The sequence below is a fragment of the Corynebacterium liangguodongii genome, from assembly GCF_003070865.1.
GTDB classification, from domain to species: Bacteria; Actinomycetota; Actinomycetes; order Mycobacteriales; family Mycobacteriaceae; genus Corynebacterium; species Corynebacterium liangguodongii.
The window spans coordinates 321,828-347,501 of sequence record NZ_CP026948.1 but is presented as its reverse complement, the minus strand read 5'-3'; the positions used below and the strand labels follow the sequence as shown (position 1 = coordinate 347,501).

Sequence of the window (25,674 nt, the reverse complement as noted above, 5' to 3'; positions counted from 1 at the left end):
CTCGCGTGCCGAGTGTACCCAAGATCGCACCGTGGTCTTGCCAGTCGCGTGACTACATCTGGTCGAACCCGTACTCATCGAGCGGCACCGAGGCACCGGTGAACTCGCCGTAGCCGTCGTCGCCGTAAATCGAATCACCGAAGGTCGGGATCGAGTACGCCGCGCTGCGCGCCGCCTCGGTCGGCTTGACCTGGATGTTGCGGTAGCGCGAGATACCCGTACCGGCCGGGATGAGCTTACCGATGATCACGTTCTCCTTCAGGCCGATGAGCTTGTCGGAGCGCTTGTTAATGGCGGCGTCGGTAAGCACGCGCGTGGTCTCCTGGAACGAGGCCGCGGACAGCCACGACTCCGTCGCCAGCGAGGCCTTGGTAATGCCCATGATCTCCGAGCGCATCTCCGCCGGCTGGCCGCCGTCGGCGACGACCTGCGCGTTGACCTGGCGGGCCTCGGCGAGGTCGACCAGGGTGCCCGGCAGGAACTCCGTATCGCCGGAGTCGATGACGTTACCGCGGCGCAGCATCTGGCGGATGATGATCTCGATGTGCTTGTCGTGGATGGACACGCCCTGGGTGCGGTAGACCGCCTGCACCTCGTCGATGAGGTGCTTCTCGACGCCTCGCCGACCGAGCACCTCGAGCACGTCGTGCGGGTCAGCCGCGCCGCGCAGGAGCCGATCGCCGACCTCGACGCGGTCGCCCTCGCGCAGGGAGCGCTCGATCATCGCGTTCGGGTTGGACTCCATCGGGCGGCGCACCTGGGCCAGGCCCTGGCGCTTGGAGAGCTTCTCGTAGACCACGTCGTCGGAGCCGTCGTCCGGGTGGATGGTCAGCGTCCAGAAGTTGCCCTCGTCCTCCAGCGAGACCGTACCTGCCGCCGAGGCGATCGGGGCGCGGTTCTTCGGCACGCGGGCCTCGAAGAGCTCCTGCACGCGGGGCAGGCCGCCGGTGATGTCGCCGCCGACACCGCCCTGGTGGAAGGTACGCATGGTCAGCTGGGTGCCGGGCTCACCGATCGACTGAGCGGCCACGATGCCCACCGCCTCGCCGATGTCGACGAGCTTGCCGGTGGCCATCGACTTGCCGTAGCACTTCGCGCACACGCCGGTAGCCGTCTGGCAGGTGAGCACGGAGCGGACCTTGACCTCTTCCACGCCGGCGGCAACGAGCTTGTCGATGTTCTCCTCACCCAGGTCAGCGCCCGCGGGGAGCACGACGTTGCCGTCGGCGTCCTTCGCGTCCGAGGCGACGACGCGGCCGGAGACGGAGGTCTCCACCAGCTCGTCGCGGACCCACTTCTCGCCCACCTTGCGGGCGACGGGGACCTTCACGCCCTGGTGCGTGCCGCAGTCGTCCTCGCGGACGATGACGTCCTGGGCGACGTCGACAAGACGACGCGTCAGATAACCCGAGTCCGCGGTACGCAGCGCCGTATCGGCCAGGCCCTTGCGGGAGCCGTGCGAGTTGTTGAAGTACTCCATCACGGACAGGCCCTCGCGGAAGGAGGTCTTGATCGGGCGGGTGATGTACTCACCGCGCGAGTTCACGACCATGCCCTTCATGCCGGCCAGCGTCCAGATCTGGCGCATGTTACCGGCCGCGCCCGACTTCACGATCATCGGAATCGGGTTGTCGTCCGGGTAGAGGTCTTCGACAGCCTGGCCGACCCTGTTGGTGGCGTCCTGCCAGAGCTCAACGAGGCGGTCGTAACGGTTCTCCTCCGTCAGCGCACCCTTCTCCCAGAACTTGCGCTCGATCTCCTCCGCCTCGCGCTCGTACTGCTCGAGCACCTCGACCTTGTTCGGCAGGACGAGAACGTCGGACATGGAGATGGTCACGCCGGAACGGGTCGCCCAGTAGAACCCGGCGTCCTTCATCTTGTCCAGGGTCTGCGAGACCGTGATCATCGGGTAGCGCTCCACCATGGACTCGATGATGTCGCCGAGCAGCACCTTTCCGGAGCCACCGCCCTTGCGCACCATCGCGCCTTCCTGGTACGGGAAGTTGTACGGCAGAAGGTCGTTGAACATGATGCGGCCCAGGGTCGTATCGGCCATCCAGGCCTGGCCCTGCGTCCAACCGTCCGGGAACTGCTCCGCCTCGATCTCCGGGGTCGGGCGCAGGTGGTCGATGCTCACCTTGATCGGCGCCTGCAGGCCGAGCACCCCGCGGTCGTAGGCCATGATCGCCTCGCGGTAGGAGGTGTAGACACCGCGCGCGGGGCCGTTATCGTCGGCCGGGGCGTAAGCGCCCTCGCCGCCGATTTCTCCCTCGCCCTTGAGCATGGTGAGGAAGTACAGGCCGGTAACCATGTCCAGGCGCGGCATGGCCAGAGGCTTGCCGGAGGCCGGGGACAAAATATTGTTCGAAGCGAGCATGAGGATGCGGGCCTCGGCCTGCGCCTCCGCGGACAGCGGCAGGTGGACAGCCATCTGGTCGCCGTCGAAGTCGGCGTTGAAAGCCTCACAGGCCAGGGGGTGCAGCTGGATGGCCTTGCCCTCGACCAGCTTCGGCTCGAACGCCTGGATGCCCAGGCGGTGCAGCGTCGGTGCGCGGTTGAGCAGCACCGGGTGCTCGGAGATGGCCTCCTCGAGCACGTCCCACACCTCGGGGCGCTGGCGCTCGACCATGCGCTTGGCGGACTTGATGTTTTGCGCGTAGTCGTTGTCCACCAGGCGCTTCATCACGAACGGCTTGAACAGCTCGAGCGCCATGAGCTTGGGCAGGCCGCACTCGTGGAGCTTGAGCTGGGGGCCGACGATAATAACGGAGCGCCCCGAGTAGTCCACGCGCTTGCCCAGGAGGTTCTGGCGGAAGCGGCCCTGCTTGCCCTTGAGCAGGTCGGACAGGGACTTCAGCGGGCGGGTGCCCGGGCCGGTGACCGGGCGGCCGCGACGCCCGTTGTCGAACAGCGCGTCGACGGACTCCTGCAGCATGCGCTTTTCGTTGTTCACGATGATCTCGGGCGCGCCGAGGTCAATCATGCGCTTGAGGCGGTTGTTGCGGTTGATCACGCGGCGGTACAGGTCGTTCAAGTCCGAGGTGGCGAAACGGCCACCGTCGAGCTGGACCATCGGGCGCAGCTCCGGCGGGATGACCGGAATCGCGTCCAGGATCATGCCGTCCGGGTTGTTGCCGGAGCGCTGGAACGCGGCAACGACCTTGAGGCGCTTGAGCGCGCGGATCTTCTTCTGACCCTTGCCCTCAGCGATGATGGAGCGCAGCTCCTCGGCCTCGGCGTCGAGATCGAAATTGCGGATGAGCGTCTGGATGGCCTCGGCGCCCATGCCGCCGGTGAAGTAGTCCTCGTAGCGGTCGACGAGCTCCTCGTAGAGGTTCTCATCGATCACCATCTGCTTCGGCGCGAGCTTGACAAAGGTCTGCCACACCTCGTCGAGGCGCTCGACCTCGCGCTCCGCGGCCTGGCGGATGTGCGTCATCTCCTTGTCGGCGGCCTGCTGCACCTTCTTACGGGAAGAGGCGTTGGCGCCTGCGGCCTCGAGCTCGGCGAGGTCTTCCTCGAGCTTCTGCGCGCGCTCAGCGATCTCCGAGTTCGCGTCGGCCTCGACTTCCTTCTTCTCCAGGATCATCTCGGCCTCAAGCGTCGAGAGGTCGTTGTGGCGAGCCTCATCGTCGACGGAGGTAATGATGTTGGCGGCGAAGTAGATGATCCGCTCGAGGTCCTTCGGCGCCAGGTCAAGCAGGTAGCCCAGGCGGGAAGGCACGCCCTTGAAGTACCAGATGTGGGTCACCGGGGCGGCGAGCTCGATGTGCCCCATGCGCTCGCGGCGCACCTTGGACTTGGTCACCTCGACGCCGCAGCGCTCGCAGATGATGCCCTTGTAGCGCACGCGCTTGTACTTGCCGCAGGCGCACTCCCAGTCGCGGGTCGGGCCGAAGATGCGCTCGCAGAACAGCCCGTCCTTTTCCGGCTTGAGGGTGCGGTAGTTGATGGTCTCGGGCTTCTTGACCTCGCCGTGGGACCAACGGCGGATGTCGTCGGCGGTGGCCAGGCCAATGCGAAGCTCGTCGAAGAGGTTTACGTCAAACACGTAAATTCCCTTTCACCTCCCCCTGATGGGGAGGATCGATGTGGATAGATGTCTTTCGGTTGCGTTCGCCTGTGTCTAGGCCGTGTCCGCCGCGGCGCCCTCGTCGCGCGAGAGGTTAATCCCGAGCGAGGAGCCCGCCTGGTCGAAGTCGTCCTCGTCGCCGGCAAGATCCATCGGGGTGCCATCGGCGGTGAGGACCTCGACGTTGAGGCACAGCGACTGGAGCTCCTTGAGCAACACCTTGAAGGACTCGGGGATGCCCGGATCCGGGATGTTGTCGCCCTTGACAATCGCCTCGTAGACCTTCACGCGGCCAACCACGTCGTCCGACTTGATGGTGAGCAGCTCCTGCAGGGTGTAGGCGGCGCCGTAGGCCTGCATCGCCCACACCTCCATCTCGCCGAAACGCTGGCCACCGAACTGTGCCTTACCGCCCAGCGGCTGCTGGGTGATCATGGAGTACGGGCCGGTGGAGCGGGCGTGGATCTTCTCGTCAACGAGGTGGTGCAGCTTGAGCATGTACATGTAGCCCACCGAGACGGGGTACTTGAACGGCTCGCCCGAGCGGCCGTCGAAAAGCATGGCCTTGCCGTTGCCATCGACCATGACGTCACCGTCGCGGTTCGGCTTGGTGTTGGCCAGCAGGCCGGCGACCTCTTCGTTGCTCGCGCCGTCGAACACCGGGGTGGCGGTGAGAGACTCCGGCGGCACGTCGTAGAGGTGCTTCGGCAGCGTCTTGAGCAGCTCGGCGTTCTTCGGATCCTCGGGATCGACCGTCCAGCCCGCGTGCGCGAGCCAGCCGAGGTGGACCTCGAGGACCTGGCCGATGTTCATACGACGCGGCACGCCGTGCGTGTTCAAGATGATGTCCACCGGGGTGCCGTCCGCCATGAACGGCATGTCCTCCTGGGGCAGGATCTTGCCGACGACACCCTTGTTGCCGTGGCGGCCAGCCATCTTGTCGCCGTCCTGGATCTTGCGCTTCTGGGCGACGTAGACGCGGATCATCTCGTTGACGCCCGGGGAAAGATCGTCGTCGTCCTCGCGGGAGAAGCGGCGCACGGCGATGACCTTGCCGGTCTCCCCGTGGGGCACCTTCAGCGAGGTATCGCGCACCTCGCGGGCCTTCTCGCCGAAGATGGCGCGCAGCAGTCGCTCCTCCGGGGTGAGCTCGGTCTCGCCCTTCGGGGTGACCTTGCCCACGAGGATGTCGCCGTCGCGCACGTCCGCACCAATGCGGATGATGCCGCGCTCGTCGAGGTCCTTGAGCACGTCTTCGGAGACGTTCGGGATCTCGCGGGTGATCTCCTCGGCACCGAGCTTGGTGTCGCGGGCGTCGATCTCGTGCTCCTCGATGTGCACAGAGGTGAGGATGTCTTCCTCCACGACGCGCTGGTTGAGGATGATCGCGTCCTCGTAGTTGTGGCCCTCCCACGGCATAAACGCCACGAGCAGGTTGCGGCCCAGCGCCATCTCACCGTTCTTGGTGCCCGGGCCGTCCGCGATGACCTGGCCGGCCTCGACGCGCTCGCCGGCGGAGACGATCGGGGTCTGGTTGTAGCAGGTGCCCTGGTTGGTGCGCTCGAAGGTGCGCAGCAGGTAGGTGTCGCGCACGCCGTCGTCGCCCATCACGGTGATGTAGTCGCCGGTGACGTCTTCGATCACGCCGGTCTTCTTCGTAATCACGGTATCGCCCGCGTCGTAGGCGGCGCGCTGCTCCATACCGGTGGCGACGTAGGCCGCCTCGGAACGCAAAAGCGGCACGGCCTGCTTCTGCATGTTCGCGCCCATGAGCGCGCGGTTGGCGTCGTCGTGCTCGAGGAACGGAATCATCGCCGTTGCCACGGAGACCATCTGGCGCGGGGAGATGTCGAGGTAATCGACGCTCTTGCCGCCCACCACACCGATGTCGCCGTCCTTGAGGCGCACCTCGATGCGCTCGCCGGTGAGGTTGCCCTCGGCATCGAGCGGTGTGGCCGCCTGCGCGATGGCAAAGCGGTCCTCCTCGTCGGCGGTGAGGTAATCGATCTGGTCGGTGAGCTTGCCGTCGACGACCTTCTGGTAGGGGGTCTCGATGAAACCGAAGGCGTTGACGCGGGCGTAGGACGCCAGCGCACCGATCAGGCCAATGTTCGGGCCTTCCGGCGTCTCGATCGGGCACATGCGGCCGTAGTGCGACGGGTGCACGTCGCGGACCTCGATGCCGGCGCGCTCGCGGGAGAGACCGCCCGGGCCGAGCGCCGAGAGGCGGCGCTTGTGGGTCAGGCCAGACAGGGAGTTGTTCTGGTCCATAAACTGCGAGAGCTGGGAGGTGCCGAAGAACTCGCGGATCGCCGCGGAGACCGGGCGCACGTTAATGAGCGAGGTCGGCGTGATCGACTCCGCGTCCTGGGTGGTCATGCGCTCGCGCACGACGCGCTCCATGCGGGAGAGGCCGACGCGGACCTGGTTTTGGATCAGCTCGCCGACGGTGCGCAGGCGGCGGTTGCCAAAGTGGTCGATGTCGTCGGTGCTAATCGGGATGACCTCGCCGGTCGGCGACGTCATCTCCGTCTCGCCCGCGTGCAGGCGCACGAGGTATTCGAGGGTGGTGGCGATATCTTCCTCGGTCAGGGTCATCAGGCCGTCGTGGTCGCCGCCGAGACCAAGCTTGCGATTGACCTTGTAGCGGCCCACGCGCGCGAGGTCGTAGCGCTTGGCCTTGAAGAAGGAGTTCTCCAGCAGGGACTGCGCGAGGTCGCGCGTCGGCTGCTCGCCCGGGCGCTGCTTGCGATAGATCTCCAGCAGCGCCTCGTCGGTGTTGGCCACACCGTCGGACTCGAGGGTGGACATCATAATCTCGGAGAACCCGAAGCGCTCGGTGATCTGCTCAGCGGTCCAGCCCAGCGCCTTGAGCAGCACGGTGACCGGCTGGCGGCGCTTGCGGTCGATGCGCACACCGACGGTGTCGCGCTTATCGACGTCAAACTCCAGCCACGCACCGCGCGAAGGAATGACCTTCACGGCGTGCAGGGGACGCTCGGTCGACTTGTCGATCGTCTCGTCGAAGTAGACACCCGGGGAGCGCACGAGCTGGGAGACGACGACGCGCTCGGTGCCGTTGACGATGAACGTGCCCTTGTCCGTCATCAGCGGGAAATCGCCAATGAACACCGTCTGGCTCTTGATTTCCTGCGTGTCGTTGTTGATAAACTCTGCCGTGACGTAGAGCGGCGCGGAGTAGTTGATGTCCTTCTCTTTGCACTCGTCGATCGAGTACTTGATCTCCTCGAACCGGGGCTCCGACAGGGACAGGCTCATGTTGCCCGAGTAATCCTGGATCGGGGAGATTTCCTCAAGGATGTCCTCGAGCCCGCTTGTGATCCGTGCGTCGTCGCCACGCTCGGCGCGCTGGCGCTCGCGCCAGTCCGGCGTGCCGACGAGCCACGCGAAGGATTCGCTCTGCACGTCGAGCAGGCCAGGGACGGTAATCGGCTCGCTAATTTTGGCGAACGAGTAACGCTCCGGAGCTCCGGGGATATTGGCCATTGACATGGTCTGGTGGGAGACTGCCAAGTTGGGTCCTTCCAGCACCTCACGCGGGCCCCGTGGAATCCGTGTGGTTCCGCGGGGTTTCCGCTGGATAAGTTAGCATTCGGTCAGCTGTGGAAGGCCAGTCCCCAGAATGCACAAAGTCGCCTTGTCAAGTCCCGTTTTCGCGAAACGAGGTGCAAGGCTCGTAAGGTAGGCCGGAGACGGCTTCCAGCGCGACGGCTAACCTTATACCACCCAACTACGTTTGTAAAGCGCTACCGCGCCGCCGTCCGGGGGTAGCCTACCACCCTTGTCGCCCGGGCTGGAACTAGCGCGCTCGCTGCCCCCGCAGAGCCCCGAAAAGCCCCAGCGCAACGAGCAGCACGCCGAGCGCGATGACCGCGTAGGTCACCGCCCGAGACTGCGCGGCGGAAAGCACCGTCGAGAGCTGACCGGCCATCTCCTCCGAGCGCCGCTCGTCCATCTTCCCCTCATAGCGCAGCACGTCTTCAACGCGACGCCCACCGTCGTCGGCGTAGTAGGTATCCACGTCCTCGTTGATCCCCACGACGAGGCCCGTGGCCTGGTCGACGGTGAGCTCGCGGCGGGCGGAGTAGAAGAGGAACGACCGGGTTTGGTTCCCCTCCGCGTCCACCTGCGTCTTAGTGTTGCGCGGGTCGGCGTACGCGCGCGCGAGGTTCGTCGGCTCGACGACCTGCTCGAAGCGGTAGACGGTGCGCCCGGCGATCTCGCCCTCCCCCACAAACTCCGCGGGGGCGGCCGCCCTGAGCGTGGGATCGAACACGTCGTAGGTTGTGTTGTGCACGTCGGCCGGGAACTTGAGCCACGGCGCATCCGATTGCACGCGCGTCGGCGGCATCACCATCACGGAGGAAAACTCCATGGGCTGGGTCGGGGCGCCGCTTTTACGGTCCATCGGGTACGTCCACGTTCCCGCGCTGACGAGGTTGTCGAAGTCGTTGGGGGAAGAACCGGCAAGGATAGACTCGCCGACGCGCACGCTGGCGATATCCGGGCCCGAGGGGTCCTGGATTTCCATGTGCAGCTGCCGGGTCACCGGTTTTGTCTCACCGCGGGCCTGACCGGCGGGGTCCTCGATCGTCCACGTCGTGTGCTCGAGGTCCAGCGGAAGTCGGGCGTCGCCAAGCAAAAAGCGCGGAGCGATGAGCCCGCCGACGATGAGGGCAACGCCGAGTCCGGTGACGAGCGAGGCCAAAATGCGGAACTTCGAGAGCATGATCGCCGATTGTACCTAGCGGCACCTAGCGCAAGATGTCGCGGCCGATGCGCAAGGTTGTGGGCAAGAGGTCGGCCCAGACCTCGCTGCGCACGCGGTTGTTCACCACATTCATCACGCGGGTCTGGGTGACGTTGCGCGACTCGGTGTATTTGGTCAACCCGCCGTCGCCGTGGCGGCGGCCCACGCCCGAGGTTTTAAAGCCACCCATCGGCGCGTCCATCGACGACCACGCGGGCGCGTAGCCCTCGTTGATATTGACCGTGCCGGTCTGCAGCTGGGAGGCGATCTTCTTGCCCGTCGACGGCTTCGCCCACACCGAGGAATTCAACCCGTAATCGGTGTCGTTCGCGCGGCGGATGGCCTCGTCGTTCGAGTCGACGATTTCGATGTAGACAACGGGCCCGAAGACCTCGCCGCGGTAGAGGTCGGCGGATTCGGGGACGCCCGTGAGCACCGTTGGCGCGTAGAACGCCTCGCCCAGCTCGCGCAGCCGCCGACCGCCAGCGAGCACGGTCGCGCCCTTTGCGACGGCATCATCAACGAACGCCTCGACCTTATCCGCGTGCTCAACGGAGATGAGGGAGCCCATATCCGCGTCCCACCCGTGCCCGCCGGCGACCTTGAGGCCCTTGACCTTGTCCACGAACGCCGGGATGAACTCATCCGCAACGGCGCGGTGGACGTACATCCTCTCAATCGAGATGCAGAGCTGGCCAGAGTTGCTGAAGCACGCCGGCCAGATCTCGGAGACCGCACGGTCAATATCCGCGTCATCGGCGATGATCAGTGCGTTCTTGCCGCCGAGCTCCATGGAGTAATCAATGAGGCGGGGTGCAACCTGCTCCGCCAGTAAGCGACCGGTCTCCGTCGACCCCGTGAACATGAGGTAGTCACATTCCTCCACGATGGCCTGGCCCACCTCGGAGCCACGGCCCGTGACCACGTTGTAGACACCCTCCGGCAACCCCGCCTCCGCGAGGAGCTCCGCGGCAAGCAGCGCCGAGAGCGGCGTTTGGGAATCCGGCTTTACGACGACCGAGTTACCCGCCAGGATCGCGGGAATGGCATCGGAGACGGCAAGGGAGAGCGGGTAGTTAAAGGGGGCGATCGCCCCGACCACGCCCTTCGGCGCGCGCTCCTCCTTAGTAGAGGTCCACAGCGGCACCACCGAGCGCCGTGACACCGGTTTGAGCAGCTTCTCCGCCCGGTACGCGTAGTGCCGGGCCGTCATCGCCACATCAAGGATTTCCTCGAGCGCGCTGAGCCTGTTCTTGCCGTTTTCGTCTTGGATCGTGTCCATCAACCGCTCACGGTGATCAATCACGAGGTTGTGGAACGTGAGGAAGATCTTGCGGCGCTGCCTGAAGCTCGTCTTCACCCAACGCCGCTGGGCGCGGCGGGCCCGCACGAAGGCCTCGGCCGTCTCCTCCCGCGTGTGGGCGGGCACCGTTGCGATAACCTCTCCCGTCGCGGGGTTGATGATCTCTTGCATGGAGCGCTCGGGCGCAACCGTCTGGGTCATGTGGATGCCACTTCCTGTCGAATTGGGGCAAATGTCACCCCCATTCTATACATGTGACGGCAATTACATCTATGCTAAGCGCATGACCTCCTCACTTTCTCGCAAAAAATCCATCTTCATCAGCGGCGGCGCCTCCGGCATCGGCATGGAAACCGCCAAGCGGATGCTTGATCGCGGCTGGGTCGTCGGCTGCTACGACATCGTCCCCGTCGAATGGCACACCGACCCGAATCTTGGCCTCGACCTCGACGAGGGCCAACTCATCACCGGCCACCTCGACGTGCGCAACTGGGAAGACTGGGTCGCGGCTGTCGAGGACTTCACCTCCCACACGGGCGGCAGGCTCGACGGATTCTTCAACAACGCGGGCGTTATTATCGACGGCCCCTTGAGCGAGCAGGATCCCGAGCGCATCCAGTGGATCCTGGACATCAACTGCGTTGGCGTGACCTACGGCGCGAAGGCCTGCCACCCCTACCTGAAGCGCACGAAGGACTCCGTCATGGTCTCCATGTGCTCCGCCTCTGCCATCTTTGGCCAGCCGGACATCTCCACCTACTCCGCCTCCAAGTTCTATGTCAAGGGTCTCACAGAGGCACTGAGCCTGGAATGGCGGAAGGACAACATCCGCGTCACTGACCTCGCCCCGCTGTGGGCAAAGACCAAGATCGCCGACGTCAACGCCCGCTCTGTGCGCACCCTGGGCGTGCGTCTCGAGCCGGGTGATGTCGCCGACGTGGCCGAAAAGGTCTTCGCCGAACCGTCTTTCATCCAGAAGTTCCGGCTGCACCACGGTGTCAGCGTGCCGGACAAGGTGCTCAAGGCACTCTCCGACTTCGCGCCGGACACCCTTCGCCGCGCCGCGACGAAGGTCCTCGTGGGCTAGTACCCTCGCTGCCACGAGAAGGCGCCGGACTCTGCCGCTACGAGTCGGCAGTGGGATGGTCACTCTGCCGCTGCAGAGTCAAGAGCACTCTGCAAGCACCCACCCGTCACACCAGTCACATGAACTAGCCTGCCCACTCTGCAGCTGCGGAGTCAGCGGCGGGATGGTCACTCTGCCGCTGCGGAGTCGGCAGTGGGATGGTCACTCTGCCGCTGCAGAGTCAAGAGTACTCTGCAAGCACCCACCCGTCACACCAGTCACATGAACTAGCCAACCCACTCCGCGGCTGCAGAGTCGGCAAATCCCCAATATGCCCCCTCCCCTACCGCCACCCCGTCGATACGCAAAAAGCTCCCCGCCGGAGAAACCCGGGTCGGGGAGCTTCCATGCGCCTTTCGAAGGCGGCGTGATTACTTGAGGGTAACCTTCGCGCCGGCCTCTTCGAGCTTGGCCTTGGCAGCCTCGGCGTCGTCCTTGTTGGCGCCCTCGAGGATGGCCTTCGGAGCGCTCTCGACGAGCTCCTTGGCATCCTTCAGGCCCAGGCCGGAGACGATCTCGCGGACAGCCTTGATCACGCCGATCTTCTTGTCGCCGGCGTCCTCGAGGACGACGTCGAACTCGTCCTTCTCCTCCTCAGCGGCGGCCTCGCCACCGGCCGGAGCGCCTGCGGCTGCAACGGCAACCGGGGCAGCGGCGGTGACGTCGAAGACCTCCTCGAATTCCTTGAGGAACTCGGAGAGCTCGATGAGGGTCATTTCCTTGAACTGCTCAATGAGCTCGTCCTTAGACAGCTTAGCCATTGTGGCTTCCTTTCTTTTTGCGGCCCGCTTGCGCGGCCCGGGGTGTTAGGTGTGTAGCAACTGGTGCGTTTTACGCAGCTTCGCTCTGCTTGTCCTGCAGCGCAGCGACAAGTCGAGCGGTCTTGGACGCCGGAGCCTGGAACAGGCCGGCAGCCTTGGCCAAGGAACCCTGGAACGCGCCTGCGATCTTGGCAAGGGTGGTCTCGCGGTTGTCCATCTCAGCGATGGCGTCAACCTGGGCTGCGGTGAGGACGTTGCCGTCCATGTAGCCGCCCTTGATCACGAACGCGTCGTGATCCTTGTTGAACTTCTTCATCACCTTCGCGGCATCGACAGCCTCGCCCTTGATAAAGGCGACGGCGGTCGGGCCGGTCAGAAGCTCATCGAGACCCTCGATGCCATTCTCGCGCGCGGCGATCTTGACAAGGGTGTTCTTGGCGACGTGGTACTCGACATCGAAGCCGAGCTCACCGCGCAGCTCCTGGAGCTGGCCTACGGTAAGGCCGCGGTATTCGGTAAGAACAACGGAGCTTGCCTGTTCGAACTTGTCCTTCAGCACAGCCAGCTCGGCCGTATTCTTCGCATTTGCCATGACACACGCCTCCTTCCAATGATTTACGTCCTTCAATCCGCCCGGGGCACGATCGCTTGAGAACGACAAGTGCCCCGTGCAGAAGCACGGGGCACCATGAATCAGGCCTCGTTTCTCCTGCGTGGGCCGGCCCCTGGAGGGGGGCACCTTCGACTCCGCAGCTGCGGAGCGACCGACGGTCTTCGGTGAAACTTGAGGGCGGGGAGGTGACTCCCCGTTCAAACTTCGGGCCTGATGTTATCCGATTGCCTGCTGCGGAGCCAAATCGTCCTCGCCGCTGCGCACCTGCTTGAGCGCACGCCAGGCTGCGACGAACAGCACGATGCCGCCGATGAGCGCCATCGCCCCAAGGCCGAAAGCGAGCCCTGCCCAGAACCCGCCGGCGGTCACTGCGGACGCCGCGTCGTAGGCCTTCGACTTCTCGGGCGAGTTGCCGTCGATGGAGGAGACGATGCCGCCGCCCCCGCCGAGGGCAAGGGAGTCTTCCGGAGCAGCCTGGTCGACCGTGCCGAGGTCGTCGACAACCTCGCCGCCCTCGACAACCTCGCCACCCTCAACTGCGTCACCGCCGCCGACGCTCGTCTCGGTTCCGCCGGTGGCCACGGCTGCGGGCTGGGAGAGCGCCGGAGCAGACCCGCTGGCGCCGCCAGTGGCGGTCTGGGCGGGCTGCTGTGTAGCGGGTTGCTGTGCCGGGGCCTGCCCACCGGACGGCGCGGCCGGCTGCTCAGCGGGCTGCACGGCACCGCTCTGGTCCTCGACCATGACCACTGCACCCTCAGGGCTGTCTTCCCCTTGATCCGCCTCCGCTCCGTCACGCGCGACAAGCTGCCGGAACAGCGGGCCGGCGTCATTGTCCAAGGCAATAAACGAGTTCTCGAGCTCGCGCAGGCCATCGATGATCGCCTGCTGCACAGAACCCTCGTCAGACGTTGTGGTGACCGTGTCGATGGGCGCGCTCGGACTGACAGGCGGCTGCGGCTGTGTTGGTTCCTTACCGTCGCCGAGGATGCCTCCGAGTGCGAGGACCGCTCCGGCGAGCTTTTCAATCGCCTTAGCCAGTTTGTCCCATACGCCAGCGCCCGGCGTCGCAGGCTCATCGTCGGGGCCGTCGCCCGTCTCATCGCCCGGCGCGGAGGCGCAGTCCTCACCCGCGGCCGGTAGTGAACTATAGCCCTCTTTCTTGTACTGACGCGCCTGCCCGATTGCCTCGTCACCGACGGCAAACGTGGCCCGCAGTTCCTTTGTAAACTCTCCTCCATCACGAGCGGTGCCGGTGTAGAGGAAGGTCGCCGCGTAGAGGCCCGGTTCGCTAAACCCGAACGCCTGGTGATCGTGATCATTAAAACCGTAGGTCAGGTGCGATGCCGGATCAGCGGAGTCAAGTTCTTTGTCCAACCGTCCCACGTTCTCGTGCCAGGTGACAATCCTGCCCGGTCCGGTGACGTCGCTCAGCGAGACCTTTATGTTAGTTCCTTCCGCAAGCGTGTCGGATTTCAGAGCCGTGGTGGAGAAACCAAGCCAGGGAAGGTCAGAGACCTGCGCCTGCGGCAGCATCCACACCTGTTTGAAATCACCAAGGAAAGAGTCCTTGAGGTGCTCAGGAATCTTCTGCTTTGCGGTGTCGGGGACCTCGAAGAGGAACGTTCCGCTCTCACGGACAGCGGGGCGGTGCACATCACTGTCGTCGTGAAGCCGTGCCTGGACCTCGCCGTCATCCTCAGCGAGCGCGAGATCCATGTGACCCGAGGTGATAAATGCATCGGGCTTCGTCGATAGCGCCTGTGCCGCGTAGCAGAGCTGGGCGTTCCCGCCGTCCGGCGCCGGCACGGGTGCCTCAGATTCCGGTGCCGTCGTCTCAGGTGCCGTCGTCTCAGGCGCCGTCGTCTCAGGCGCCTTGCCATCAACGTAGGTCTTTACCTCGTTGAGGTTAGTGGTCGTTCCTTTAGGTAAGCCTACATCCGAGTCCTCACCCACGAGCCAGTACTGGGTGACCGGCTCGGTCTTCTCCGTCGTGCCGTCTTTGTGTTCTGCGCGCCCTTGCCATGTGATCTCGTAGATTCCCGGTTCGGTAAACGTCCAGTTGAAGTGGCCATGGGCGCCCACCTTGTACGGAACGCTGTGCAAATTCTCATCCGCGCTACTAAAATAACGGTCATTCGAGTTCTTCGATGCCCGGTGAAAAAAGATCTGCATCTCGCCTGGCCCCTTGTAATCAACAAGGTCGAAAAACATCAAGTCATCCTTGAAATTCTTCGGGATGGCCTCCTCATTTGGCTCGTGCGCCCTGTCAAACGCACCGAGGCCCGACCACAATGGACGCCACTTATCCATAAAGCTTGTGGCCTGGGGCGCAAGCCATACTGCCTGGCCTGGCTTGCCCAAAAAGGCAGTGTCCTCAGTGATAACTGTCCGTGAGACTTCCCGGCCTTTGCTATCCGCATCACGGGGGAGGCGGAAGCAAAGGGAATCCATTGGCACAACCTGCTGACCATCCACCGCCATGACGGTGAGCTTGTCGCCGTTCATTCGGGTGCCATAGAGCGCGTCGTTGTGGGACTGGTAGACCAACTTGCGGCCCGCGCACACGTGCGGTTGAGACCCGCCCTCGGCCTTCTGGTCCGCAGGTAGGTTGACGCCGAAGCCTGTGTTGCCGGGCTTATGCCCGGATGCGGTGAGCTTCTTCTCGCCCTCGGGCTCGCTGGGTTCAGCCGGAACGGCGGTCTCGCTGGGCTTCGCGCTAGTCGACACCTGCGTCGCCGTCGTCGTGGGCTTTGCCGTCGTGGTTGCCGAGGCAGCCGGCGACTGCGGCGCGGCCTTCACCTCGTTGAGGTTCTTGGTGGTTCCCTTCGGTAGGCCGACGCTCGGGTCGTCGCCGACGAGCCAGTATTGCGTGACCTTGTCGGATGCGGTCTCTGAGCCGTCGTCAAGCGTCGCCCGAGCTTGCCACTGGATGGCGTAGATGCCTGGCTTAGTAAAGGCCCAGCTGAACTGGTTTGTCCTACCCACGTTGTAGGCGAAGCTCAGAGGCTTCTCATCAGTGGTCGAGAGGACCCGTTCGACCGGGGAGACCTTGTTTTTGAAGTAGATGTGCACATCACCGCCTTCCGGGCCCTGGAAGTCGGTCATCTCAAATCTCACCTTGTTGTCTCGGAAGTTGGTGGGCACCGCATCGTCGCCTGTCATCCGCCTCGAGTCAAAAGCACCAATCCCAGTAGACATGGGCCGTGGCGGGATCGTCTTATCGGCGGTGGCAGGTGCCACCCTCACGGTGTCACCGGGCGTGCCCAGGAAGGACAAATCCTCAGGAATGACCATCCGTGTAAGGTCCTGTCCCTTATCATCGGCGTCCGGCGCGAGGCGGAAACAAAGATCATCCTGGTTCGTCACCTCGGTGCCGTCGAGTGCCATCACGGCAAGCTTTCCCGCTGTGTCGTTCGCGGCGTAGAGGGGAACCTCACGCGACTGGTAAGCCAGCTTGCGCCCCGCGCAAGGGTGGGTCACGGTCTTGCCGTCGGCGGTCTTCATCTTCACATCATCAGGCAGGTCCACGCCAAAACCGGGGGTGCCGGCCTTGTGGTCTGCGGCGATCGGCGCCGACGAGTCGGCCGCCAGAGCGACGACGGGCGCCTGCCCCGCCGCGAGGGCCGCGGCGAGGGGTACTGCGAGATATGACTTTCTCACTAAAATCATCTCCTTATACGGGTTCGACCCGGCTGAGGCGGATCTTCTCCGCCACCACGCCTTGACGCGGGGCGAAGAGCCAGCTGAGGGCAAAGATGGCGGTGACGGCCAGCACGATCGTCGCGCCAGTCGGAGAATCGTAGGACCAGGACAACCACACCCCGATGACGCTGGCGAAGGCCCCGATTCCGGCGGCCAGCCACATCATCGTGCCGAGGTTGTCGGTATAGAGGCGCGCGGCCGCCGCGGGCGTGACCAACAGCGCGAGGACCAAGATGTTGCCAATGGTCTGCACCGAGATCACCACCGCGGCAGTCACGCTGAGGTAGAGGGCAAGGTCGAGCGCGTAGACCGGCAGGTTCATCGCGCGCGCGGTCTCACGGTCGAAGGCGACGGCGCTGAGCCACGGGCCCAGCACCACCATGAGCGCGATGATGACTGTCCCGGCGACGGCGCACACCCAGATCGCCCCGGTGTCCACGCCGGTCAAGGAGCCGAAGAGGAACGAGCTTAGCGACGCCGTGTAGCCCTCCACCCGGGAGATCACCACCAGGCCGAGCGCGAAGGCGGCGGCGAAGACGATGCCGATGACGGAGTCCTCCTTGATCCGGCGCCGCTGGGTGAGCGTGGATATGGCCACGGCCACCACGACCCCGGCGACCGCGCCGCCGAGCAAGACAGAGACCTCGAGCGCGAAGGCTAGGGCAATGCCTGGGAAGACGGCGTGGGCGACGGCGTCGCCAATGAACGACATCCCGCGCAGCACCACGTAGCACCCCACCACCGCGCAGACCACGGAGGAGATCAACGCGACGGCCAGGGCCCGCGGTAAGAACGCAAGCTGCGGGTTCGCCACATCGGCGAGGAATTGGAAAAACCCGATCTCAGGCACGTGCTACCTCCCCCACTCCGGCGGCGGTGTGCGTGCGCAGCGAGCGCAACCACGGCGAATCCGGGCCGACCCCGAAGGTGTCCATCCAGCAGCCCGCCTCGGTCAGTGCGCCGGGGGCGCCGTCGGCGACGATCCCTCCCCGGAACAGGACGAGCCGGTCGCAGGAATCCACCGCCTCGACGATGTTGTGGGTTGACATCACAATCGAGATTCCCGTGCCCACGAGCTGTCGGAAGAGCCCCAACAGAGATTCCGTTGAGGGGATGTCGAGGCCGGTGAAGGGTTCGTCGAGAAGCAGCACGCGCGGGCGGCGCACAAGCGCGCGGGCGAGAAGCACCCTTTGGCGCTGCCCGCCCGAGAGCTCGCCGACCGGGCGGGCGCGCAGGTCGAGGAGGTTGACCTCCTCGAGGGCGGCTTCTGCAGCCGCGGCGTCCCCGCGCCCCGGCCGTGCGTACCAGCGCCCCTTACCCAGCGCACCCGAGAGCACCGCGGAGTAGACATCGAGCGGGAAATCCCAGGCCACGTCGTGGCGCTGCGGGACATACCCGATGGCCTCGCGCACGGCGGTACCGGTGAGTTCACCGACCTCGACGGTGCCGCTAGCCACCGGCACGAGCCCCAGCAACGCACGCATCAGCGTGGTCTTCCCCGCTCCGTTCGGGCCGATCAGGCCGACGAACTCGCCGGCAGAGACGGAGAAGTCCACATCGCGGAAGACGACCCGGTTGCCGTAAGTGACCGAGACCGAGCGGGCCTTGAGCAACGGCTTACTCATGACCGCCTCCCAGAACGAGAACGAGAGCGCAGCGCCGCCACGGCGGCGAGCACCGCGACAATGACTACGACAGCCACCGCGGTGATAATCGCGATGAGCTTTGAGTCGACGCCTCCCGCCGAGGGATCCGCAGGGGCGAAATCCCGCTCGAACGCGGCGTTGACGTCGGTGCCCTCGCCCACGGCGAGGCGGACGACCTGCTCCGCCGTGTGCACCTGACCTGCATTGTCCTTGACCACCGCGCGCACGCCGACGAGGTGGACGCCGGGGTCGGTAAAGACCCAGTTGGCGTGGGTGTGGGTGTTCGGCTCCACCCACATCGGCTGCGCACCCTCGAGCTGGGAGTTCCACAGCTGCTGGGGCTGGTGGAAGCCGCCGGGCTGGATAAACAGGGTGAAATCCCCCTCGCCGTCGTGGCCGCCGAACTCCATGCTCACCCCGGCGGAGGCGCGGTCCAGCAGCGCGGGGGCCTGGGTATTCCACCCCAGCCACGGCACCCCGGCGATCTCCGTCTGCGGGATCACCCAGACTTCTTCGCCCGGCCCGGCGCCGGTGAAGTCGAAATCACCGGTCTCCGGCAGCGTCTGGATGGCTTCATCGCCGACGTCAAAGACGACGTCGTCAAGGTGCCGCCACACGGGCGGGACCTGGGAGTCATCGCGGACGAGGAACTCGAGCTTCTCGCCCACAAACATCGCCCCCAAATCGGCGTGGCCCTGGGAGATCACGGTGCGCTCCCCGGCCGGGGCGATGTTCTCATCCGCGCTGACCTGCTGCTGCAGCGCAGGGTCCTTATCGGCAACCTGGGCCACAGCCGCGGGCGCGTGGAGCCCCATCGCGGCAACCACGGCGAATGCCGCAAGAGTGCGTTTCATCTTCTATTCCCTTCCTTTCAGGCATTCGCTAAGCGACGCCCCATTGGCCCTCATAAATTCCACGTACGACCTCGCCTCACCCGAGCCCTCGGGATCGAGCGAGTCGCCCCGGATGGGGCACACGCGCACCCCGAGGGTCTTCGCCGTCTCCGTCAGCTCGTTCGACTTGCCCGCCAGCTCCGGTTCCAAGAACACGGCGGGGACGTCGAGGTTCTCCAGCGTCCTCGTCAGCGCCATGAGGTCTCGCGGGCTCGCCTGCACGCTGGGGTTGGGGGTGACAAACCCCGCGATCTTCATCCCGTAGGCCCTCCCGAGGTACGAATACCCGTGGTGGGTGGTGACCAGGTTGCGGTTTTCCTCCGGGATAGATTGGATCGCTGCGCTCATGAACTCATCGACCTCGTCGAGCTGCGCGAGGTATCCCCTCGCGTTGCCGGCGTAGGCGTCCGCGTTCGCCGGGTCAGCGGCGCTAAGCTCGTCGCGCACAACTTGTACCACTGCCTTCATCGCGGAGACGTCGTGCCACAGGTGGGGATCGAGCTCGCCGTGGACGTGCCTGCCCAGCACCGCCTGCGGCAAGAGGTAGGTCTCCTGCCCAGGCTGGCCGAGGAAGCGGAACTCGCGCTGCGGCGGGATCGGCTGCAGCGTGGTGTTCGGCACCGCGATGACCGCCTCGTCGGTCCCCAGGTCCGGCGGGGCGTCCCCGCGCAGGACGATATCGCTGCTCTCCCCATCGACGACGGTGGCGATGTCGACGTGCCCGTGGTCAATCACCTGCTTGCCGGGCGCGGCCTGCGCAGGGTCGTTTCCCACCACCACGGTCACGGTGCGCTCGACGCTCTCGCGCACCTCCGTGGCATCGACGGAGGGGCGCACATCGGCCCGGAAATCCAGCTCGTAGACCCCGGGTTCCGAAAACGCCCAGCTCACGTGCGTGTGGGCGTCGGTAGGCAGCGTCGTGACGTCCTTGTGGTCCACTCGGTCCCGGGTGTTGAACAACACCTCGGGCGTGCCGAAGGTCCCCAGCACGAACGCCGCCGCCTCACCCGGCCCGCGCGCACCGGTGAGCCGGAAGTCCGCCACCGCCGTGGGCGGGAGGTCGCCCTTGGTGGCCACCTTCAGCCCGAGCCACACCGTATCCAGGCTGGCGTCTTCGACCAGCGGAATCGGGCTAAACCCGTAGCGCTGCGCCTGCTCGGCCAGCTCCACCACGGCCGCGCCGGGGCGCGCCGTGGTCTCCACCGTGCGCGTGAGCGACTGCGGCTCGAGGAGGAGCCCGTTGGTAAACACGACGTCCGCATAGGCGATATCCCGGGTGGCGTGCAGCCTCGGCTCGTAAGTGTGCGGATCCACGCCGGGGGGCATGAGCCCGGTCACCGTCGCGGCGTCCCCGGCGACGTTCTTCACGACGTCGCTAAGAATCGACGTGGAGGCGACGACGCGGAGGCGACCATCCTCGCTCCCGCCCCCGGGCGTCGCGGCGCTCCCGGGGGCACAGGCGGTCAAGAACGCAACCGCCCCCGCTGCAAGGATTGCTGCGTACTTGCTCACCGCCGCGCGCCTACCGCCGTCAGCAGCTTGCTACGCAGGCGAGCGTCGAGGAAGACCAGCCCCGCGCCGAAGACCAGGATGCCCAGTCCGAGCACGGCAAACGGCAGGGTCATCACCGTGGTTCCGGTCTCCGCGAGGCTGCCCTCGCGCACGGCTTCCGCCCCGCCCTCGGCCGCCTCACCGCCGCCGGTAGCGCCGCCGGCCGCCCCCGCGCCGCCGCTGGAGCAGCTGCCCTTGGGGTCGAAGACGGTGCCGAAGTCGAAGTGGCCCTCGTTGGCGTTGCCCGACCCGCCGACGTTAAACGTCAAGGTGGCCTGCCCGGTGAGCTTCTCCCCGCCCTTCGCGGTCGTGGTCTGGCGGACGGTGACCTTATAGGCCCCCGGCTTGCTAAAGACCCACGAGGGGTGCACGTGGGAGTTCGCCGGGATCGTGTGGCTGCCCTGCGCCTTGCCATCGGCGGCGGTGAACCACTGCTCGCCGACGACCTGGCCGAGACCGCCCTGGGTGAACACCGCCATGGCGCCCGGGCCCTCAAAGCCCGCAATGTCCCAGGTGACGTCTCCCTTGGTGTTCTCCAGCAGCGACGGGTGCTGCGTGTTCCCGCCCAGCCAGGGCACGCCGGCCTGCTGGGTCGAACCAATCATCCACACCGGGCCGGCCGGGACGGGGCCGATCGCCTGCGGCAGGTTCGCCTTCGCCGCATCGCCAAGGCCGAAGACCAGCGAGGCGGGATCCTTCCACTGTGCAGGGACCGTGCGATCGTCCTTGACGCGGGGAACGATACCGGCGGTGCAGGTCTGCTCCCCGCCGCCGGCGGTGGAGTTGCTCGCCGGCTTGGCCGCAACGGAGGTCGCCTTGCCGGCCGACTTGCTGCTCGAGCCGCTGCTTAAGTTCTGGGCCTGTGCCTGCTGCCCCTGCTGCCCAGCGGCCTGCTTCTGGCCGCCCTGGGAGCCGCCTGCGGAACCCCCTTTGGAGCAGGGCGCGCTACCGAAGTCGAAGTGGCCCTCGTTGGCGTTGCCCGACCCGCCGACGTTAAACGTCAAGGTGGCCTGCCCGGTGAGCTTCTCCCCGCCCTTCGACGTGGTGGTTTGCCGGATCGTGACCTTATAGGTCCCCGGCTTGCTAAAGACCCACGAGGGGTGCACGTGGGAGTTCGCCGGGATCGTGTGCCTGCCCTGCATGGCCCCGTTGCCGGCGGTGAACCACTGCTCGCCGACGACCTGGCCGAGACCGCCCTGGGTGAACACCGCCATGGCGCCCGGGCCCTCAAAGCCCGCGAGCTCCCAGGTGACCTGGCCGGAGGTCTTGCTCAGCAGGTCCGGGTGTTGGGTGTTCGCGCCCAGCCACGGCACGCCGGCCTGCTGGGTCGAACCAATCATCCACACCGGGCCGGCCGGGACGGGGCCGATCGCCTGCGGCAGGTTCGCCTTCGCCGCATCGCCAAGGCCGAAGACCAGCGAGGCGGGATCCTTCCACTGTGCAGGGACCGTGCGATCGTCCTTGACCAGCGGTTGCAGGCCTTGGGCGCACGCGCCCTGCGCGACGTGCGCGACTGTATCTGCATTGGCTGTCGGCAACGCCGCAGTTCCAACATTAAGAGTTCCTGCGGCAGCGACGGTGGCGAGCAAAAGCGCAGGAGAGAGCCTACCCATGCGTAGAGCCATGGCCTTTGATATCCCTTCTCGTAGAAAACGATAGGAATCTTAGCGGTAATGGATACCGTTTGGCGAACCGGGGCGCCAATTACCCCCAAAAGGGATGACCACATGAGAAAAGCCCCGCTCAGAGCGGGGCTTTTCTTTTCGCGCTTCAGGGCCGTTAGGCCTTGGTGGCGTAGTTCTTCTGCACAGAAGGATCGACCTGGATGCCGGGGCCCTGGGTAGCAGAGACCGAGATCTTCTTCAGGTAGATGCCCTTCGCGGAGGACGGCTTGAGGCGCACGACCTCATCGAGGAGCGCGCCGTAGTTCTCGGCGAGCTGCTCGGCGCTAAAGGACGCCTTGCCGATGAGCGCGTGCAGGTTCGCGGCCTTGTCCACGCGGAAGGCGATCTTGCCGCCCTTGACGTCGGCGATCGCCTTGGCCACGTCCGGGGTCACCGTGCCCGTCTTCGGGTTCGGCATGAGGCCGCGCGGGCCGAGCACGCGGGCGACGCGGCCGACCTTGGCCATCTGGTCCGGGGTGGCGATAGCCACGTCGAAATCGAGCTGGCCGGCGTTGATCTGCTCGATGAGCGCGTCGGTGCCGACGATGTCCGCGCCGGCCTCCTCAGCCTTGGTCGCGTTCTCACCCTCGGCGAAGACGGCGACGCGCACGGTCTTACCCGTGCCGTTCGGCAGGGAGACGGTGCCGCGGACGAGCTGGTCGGCCTTGCGTGGGTCGACCGAGAGGCGGATGGCCACGTCGATCGTCGCGTCGTAGTTGTCGGAGGAGGTCTCCTTCGCCAGCGCGACCGCATCGAGCGGGTGGTAGAGGGTATCGCGATCCACCTTGGCGAGCATCTCGGTGTAGCGCTTGGACTTCTTTGCCATGTTGAGTTCCTTGTTCCTTGAAAGTGGGTAGGGAGTCGTGGTCCACGGGCCTGGCCGGCCCTGCCACACGCCTGCCCCGGGGCGAGCCGGGGGGAGGGCTTACTTCTCGACGGTGATGCCCATCGAGCGCGCGGTGCCGGCGATGATCGCCGCGCCCGCCTCGATGTCACGAGCGTTGAGGTCTTCCTTCTTCTGCTCGGCGATCTCCTTGCACTGCTCCCAGGTCACGGAGCCGACCTTCTGGGTGTGCGGGACGCCGGAGCCCTTCTGCAGGCCAGCGGCCTTGAGCAGGAGCTTCGCCGCCGGCGGGGATTTGAGCACGAAGGTGAAGGAGCGGTCTTCGTAGACCGTGATCTCAACCGGGATGATATTGCCGCGCATCGACTCGGTGGCGGCGTTGTAGGCCTTGGTGAACTCGACGATGTTGACGCCGTGCGCACCGAGGGCCGGGCCGACCGGCGGTGCCGGGTTAGCCATGCCCGCCTCGATCTGCAGCTTGATCAGGCCTGTGACCTTCTTCTTTGCCATCGGATTACCTCGATTCCTTGGTACGGGGCCGCGCCACGATGAATAACGCGCCCTGCCGGATGCCCCACACAAGCTGGAGCCACCGGGGATGAATGAACGAAAACGCCGCGCCGCCGACCTCGGTGAGGACGGAACGCGCGACGTCTGACTCTACGCCACTTTGGCGTCGCCAAGCAAAAAAGCTCCTACATAATCCGCTCGATCTGGTCCGCGGTGAGCTCCACCGGCGTCTCGCGGCCGAAGATGGAGACCAGCGCCTGGATCTTGCCCGTCTCCTCGTCGATTTCGGAGATGGTCGCAGACACCGTCGCCAGCGCGCCGGAGAGGATGGTCACGGCCTCCCCGACCTTGTAGTCGTGCGCCAGCTTCGGGGCGACCTCTTCCTGCGGCATCGCAATGACGGTCTCGCCGTCGGCATTGGCGGCGGACTTCTGCGCCGAATCATCCACGACGGCGGGCTCTTTCGGCATGAGGAACTTCGCCACGTCTCGGTGCCTAACCGGGGTGGCGTTGCCCTCGTTGCCCACGAACGACGTCACGCCAGGGGTCTCGCGCACCACGGACCACGCTGCGTCGTTCATCTCCATGCGCACGAGCACGTAGCCGGGCAGCAGCTTGCGCTTGACCAGCTTGCGCTTGCCATCCTTCAGCTCGATGGCCTGCTCGATGGGTACGACGACGTCGAAGATGGAGTCTTCCACCTCGAGCGTTTGGATGCGCATGTCGAGGTTGGTCTTCACCTTGTTCTCGTAGCCCGAGTAGGACTGGATGATGTACCAGTCGCCGGGGAGCTTCTTGAGCTCCTTGGTGTACTCGCGAAGCCGACGGCGGTACTCCGCGTCGCCGGACTCCTCGGCCCCAAGTGCGTCCGCGGCGCCGGCAGCCGCGTCGGGGCCAGTACTATCAGACTCCTCGTCGGAGTCAGGGTCCGCATCAGACTCGCCCACCTCGCCGGTGGACTCGTTCTCCGTGGCCTCGGGATCCGTCTCCGGGGTCACGGGGGCGCCCTCGCCGATCATTTCCTGCTCGTTGTTCTCGATTGCTCCGGTGGTGTCTTCAGCCATGAGTTTCTCCTAACGTTTCGCGATCGCGCCCCAGCCTACCGACGGACGGACGAGCGGGGGGCAGGGGCGGGAAATAAAGTGTCCCGCCACCCTCGCATGTAGCGAGGCAGCGGGACGTCGTTGCGGTAAGCAAGTATAGCTAGCGCACGAGGATTTTCTCAACCGCCCAGCCAGCGACCCAATCGACGCTCCACACCAGGGCGGTGAGGACGATGAGGAACGCGAAGACGATGAGGGTGTAGTTGAACATCTGGCGGCCGGTGGGCCAGATGACCTTCCGCATCTCGGAGACGACCTCGCCCGGGAAAGCCGCGGGGCCGCCGCCGACCTTATCGCCGGTCCCCTCCGCCTTGTCGGCCTTATCGGCAGCGCGCTTGCCCTCGACCGAGCCCGAAGACACGGGAGAAGCCCCGCGCAGCTGTCGCTTTCCGGTCGGCTGCGCGGGGTTGAGACCTTGCGGGTTCGTCACAAAAACTCCTCCAAGTTGAAGCTTTGGCAGGGGCGACAGGACTCGAACCTGCAACCTACGGTTTTGGAGACCGTTGCGCTACCAATTGCGCCACGCCCCTAGGGCACTGCGGTGAAATACAGTACGCCTACCCTACCACGGGCGCTTACGCGCCCCGAGTCAAGGTGAGTAGCGATGGAGAGAATTGAACTCTCGACACAGCGATTATGAGTCGCTTGCTCTACCACTGAGCTACACCGCCATGCGTTTGCCAGGGCCACACCCTCGCAAACAACAGAGCCCCCTAGCAGAATCGAACTGCTGACCTTCTCCTTACCATGGAGACGCTCTGCCGACTGAGCTAAGGGGGCACAGCCTCGTGTTGTGGGCGTTTCATGCCCGCTCCTCTGAAGCCTTGAAAAGATTAACCTGCCACACACCACATTAACAAATCGACAGGTAAGGGGCTGTTTTTCGAGAGTTTTTAGGCGGCCTCCCGCGCCACCTTTCCCCCGTTTGCCACGCGGCAAGAAGACGAAAAGACCCGCACCCTTCCGCGAAGGAAGGATACGGGTTTTCGCCTGCTACAGCGTGGTGCCAGGTAGAAGATTCGAACTTCTGTAGGCAATGCCGACGGATTTACAGTCCGCTCCCTTTGGCCGCTCGGGCAACCTGGCGTGCACTCCAACGAGTGCGTGAATAACCT

At 65.3% G+C, this 25,674-nt stretch carries 17 protein-coding genes and 4 tRNA genes; 1 reads left to right on the top strand and 20 read right to left on the bottom strand.

What is annotated here, in order from left to right; genetic code table 11:
* Positions 1–52 precede the first annotated feature (52 nt).
* The 4 genes from C3E79_RS01645 to C3E79_RS01630 all read right to left on the bottom strand — a co-directional run bounded on the left by C3E79_RS01645 (position 53) and on the right by C3E79_RS01630 (position 10,347).
* The gene (locus C3E79_RS01645; RefSeq protein WP_108403343.1) at positions 53–4,051 is read right to left on the bottom strand and encodes a DNA-directed RNA polymerase subunit beta'; all 3,999 of its coding nucleotides are present in this window, start codon (positions 4,049–4,051) and stop codon (positions 53–55) included.
* Between the two features lie 75 nt (positions 4,052–4,126).
* Complete coding sequence (gene rpoB, locus C3E79_RS01640; protein WP_108403342.1) at positions 4,127–7,624, bottom strand: DNA-directed RNA polymerase subunit beta; 3,498 nt, start codon at positions 7,622–7,624, stop codon at positions 4,127–4,129.
* A 268-nt stretch (positions 7,625–7,892) separates the two neighbouring features.
* Positions 7,893–8,822, bottom strand: coding sequence for a cell envelope lipid trafficking protein PgfA (gene pgfA, locus C3E79_RS01635; RefSeq protein WP_108403341.1), 930 nt, complete (start codon positions 8,820–8,822; stop codon positions 7,893–7,895).
* A 25-nt stretch (positions 8,823–8,847) separates the two neighbouring features.
* Positions 8,848–10,347: a succinic semialdehyde dehydrogenase gene (locus C3E79_RS01630; RefSeq protein WP_108403340.1), complete on the bottom strand. Its 1,500-nt coding sequence runs from the start codon at positions 10,345–10,347 to the stop codon at positions 8,848–8,850.
* 82 nt (positions 10,348–10,429) lie between these two features.
* Between C3E79_RS01630 and C3E79_RS01625 the strand changes: the two genes are divergently transcribed.
* Entirely contained in the window at positions 10,430–11,233 is an 804-nt protein-coding gene (locus tag C3E79_RS01625) for an SDR family oxidoreductase (RefSeq protein WP_108403339.1), read from the top strand.
* Between the two features lie 410 nt (positions 11,234–11,643).
* Here the strand turns inward: C3E79_RS01625 and rplL are convergent, their stop codons facing one another.
* The 16 genes from rplL to C3E79_RS01545 form a co-directional block, all read right to left on the bottom strand.
* Positions 11,644–12,033 carry a 50S ribosomal protein L7/L12 gene (gene rplL, locus C3E79_RS01620; protein ID WP_108403338.1) on the bottom strand — a complete coding sequence of 130 codons (390 nt, stop codon included), beginning with the start codon at positions 12,031–12,033 and terminating at the stop codon, positions 11,644–11,646.
* 70 nt (positions 12,034–12,103) lie between these two features.
* Positions 12,104–12,625, bottom strand: a complete 522-nt coding sequence (rplJ, locus tag C3E79_RS01615) for a 50S ribosomal protein L10 (protein ID WP_108403337.1) — start codon at positions 12,623–12,625, stop codon at positions 12,104–12,106.
* 237 nt (positions 12,626–12,862) lie between these two features.
* A complete protein-coding gene (locus C3E79_RS01610) occupies positions 12,863–16,306 on the bottom strand; it encodes a choice-of-anchor M domain-containing protein (protein ID WP_159078258.1) in 3,444 nt (1,147 codons plus the stop codon).
* A 13-nt stretch (positions 16,307–16,319) separates the two neighbouring features.
* Positions 16,320–17,198, bottom strand: a complete 879-nt coding sequence (locus C3E79_RS01605) for an anchored repeat-type ABC transporter permease subunit (protein WP_108403335.1) — start codon at positions 17,196–17,198, stop codon at positions 16,320–16,322.
* Entirely contained in the window at positions 17,191–17,973 is a 783-nt protein-coding gene (locus C3E79_RS01600; protein ID WP_108403334.1) for an anchored repeat-type ABC transporter ATP-binding subunit, read from the bottom strand. Before C3E79_RS01600 ends, C3E79_RS01605 begins: the two co-directional genes overlap by 8 nt.
* Positions 17,970–18,848: a choice-of-anchor M domain-containing protein gene (locus tag C3E79_RS01595; protein WP_108403333.1), complete on the bottom strand. Its 879-nt coding sequence runs from the start codon at positions 18,846–18,848 to the stop codon at positions 17,970–17,972. Before C3E79_RS01595 ends, C3E79_RS01600 begins: the two co-directional genes overlap by 4 nt.
* A 3-nt stretch (positions 18,849–18,851) precedes the next feature.
* The gene (locus C3E79_RS01590) at positions 18,852–20,399 is read right to left on the bottom strand and encodes an anchored repeat ABC transporter, substrate-binding protein (protein WP_108403332.1); all 1,548 of its coding nucleotides are present in this window, start codon (positions 20,397–20,399) and stop codon (positions 18,852–18,854) included.
* On the bottom strand, positions 20,396–22,063 hold the full coding sequence (locus C3E79_RS01585; protein WP_187346088.1) for a TIGR03773 family transporter-associated surface protein: 1,668 nt from the start codon (positions 22,061–22,063) through the stop codon (positions 20,396–20,398). Before C3E79_RS01585 ends, C3E79_RS01590 begins: the two co-directional genes overlap by 4 nt.
* Before the next feature lie 154 nt (positions 22,064–22,217).
* Complete coding sequence (gene rplA, locus C3E79_RS01580; protein WP_108403331.1) at positions 22,218–22,928, bottom strand: 50S ribosomal protein L1; 711 nt, start codon at positions 22,926–22,928, stop codon at positions 22,218–22,220.
* Positions 22,929–23,027: 99 nt separating this feature from the next.
* On the bottom strand, positions 23,028–23,456 hold the full coding sequence (gene rplK / locus C3E79_RS01575) for a 50S ribosomal protein L11 (protein WP_108403330.1): 429 nt from the start codon (positions 23,454–23,456) through the stop codon (positions 23,028–23,030).
* Between the two features lie 185 nt (positions 23,457–23,641).
* Positions 23,642–24,520: a transcription termination/antitermination protein NusG gene (gene nusG, locus C3E79_RS01570; protein WP_108403329.1), complete on the bottom strand. Its 879-nt coding sequence runs from the start codon at positions 24,518–24,520 to the stop codon at positions 23,642–23,644.
* A gap of 139 nt (positions 24,521–24,659) precedes the next feature.
* Positions 24,660–24,989, bottom strand: coding sequence for a preprotein translocase subunit SecE (secE, locus tag C3E79_RS01565; protein ID WP_108403328.1), 330 nt, complete (start codon positions 24,987–24,989; stop codon positions 24,660–24,662).
* 24 nt (positions 24,990–25,013) lie between these two features.
* Positions 25,014–25,089, bottom strand: a tRNA-Trp gene (locus C3E79_RS01560).
* A 69-nt stretch (positions 25,090–25,158) separates the two neighbouring features.
* A tRNA-Met gene (locus C3E79_RS01555) sits at positions 25,159–25,230 on the bottom strand.
* Between the two features lie 36 nt (positions 25,231–25,266).
* Positions 25,267–25,339, bottom strand: a tRNA-Thr gene (locus C3E79_RS01550).
* Positions 25,340–25,560: 221 nt separating this feature from the next.
* A tRNA-Tyr gene (locus C3E79_RS01545) sits at positions 25,561–25,645 on the bottom strand.
* Between the last annotated feature and the right edge of the window lie 29 nt (positions 25,646–25,674).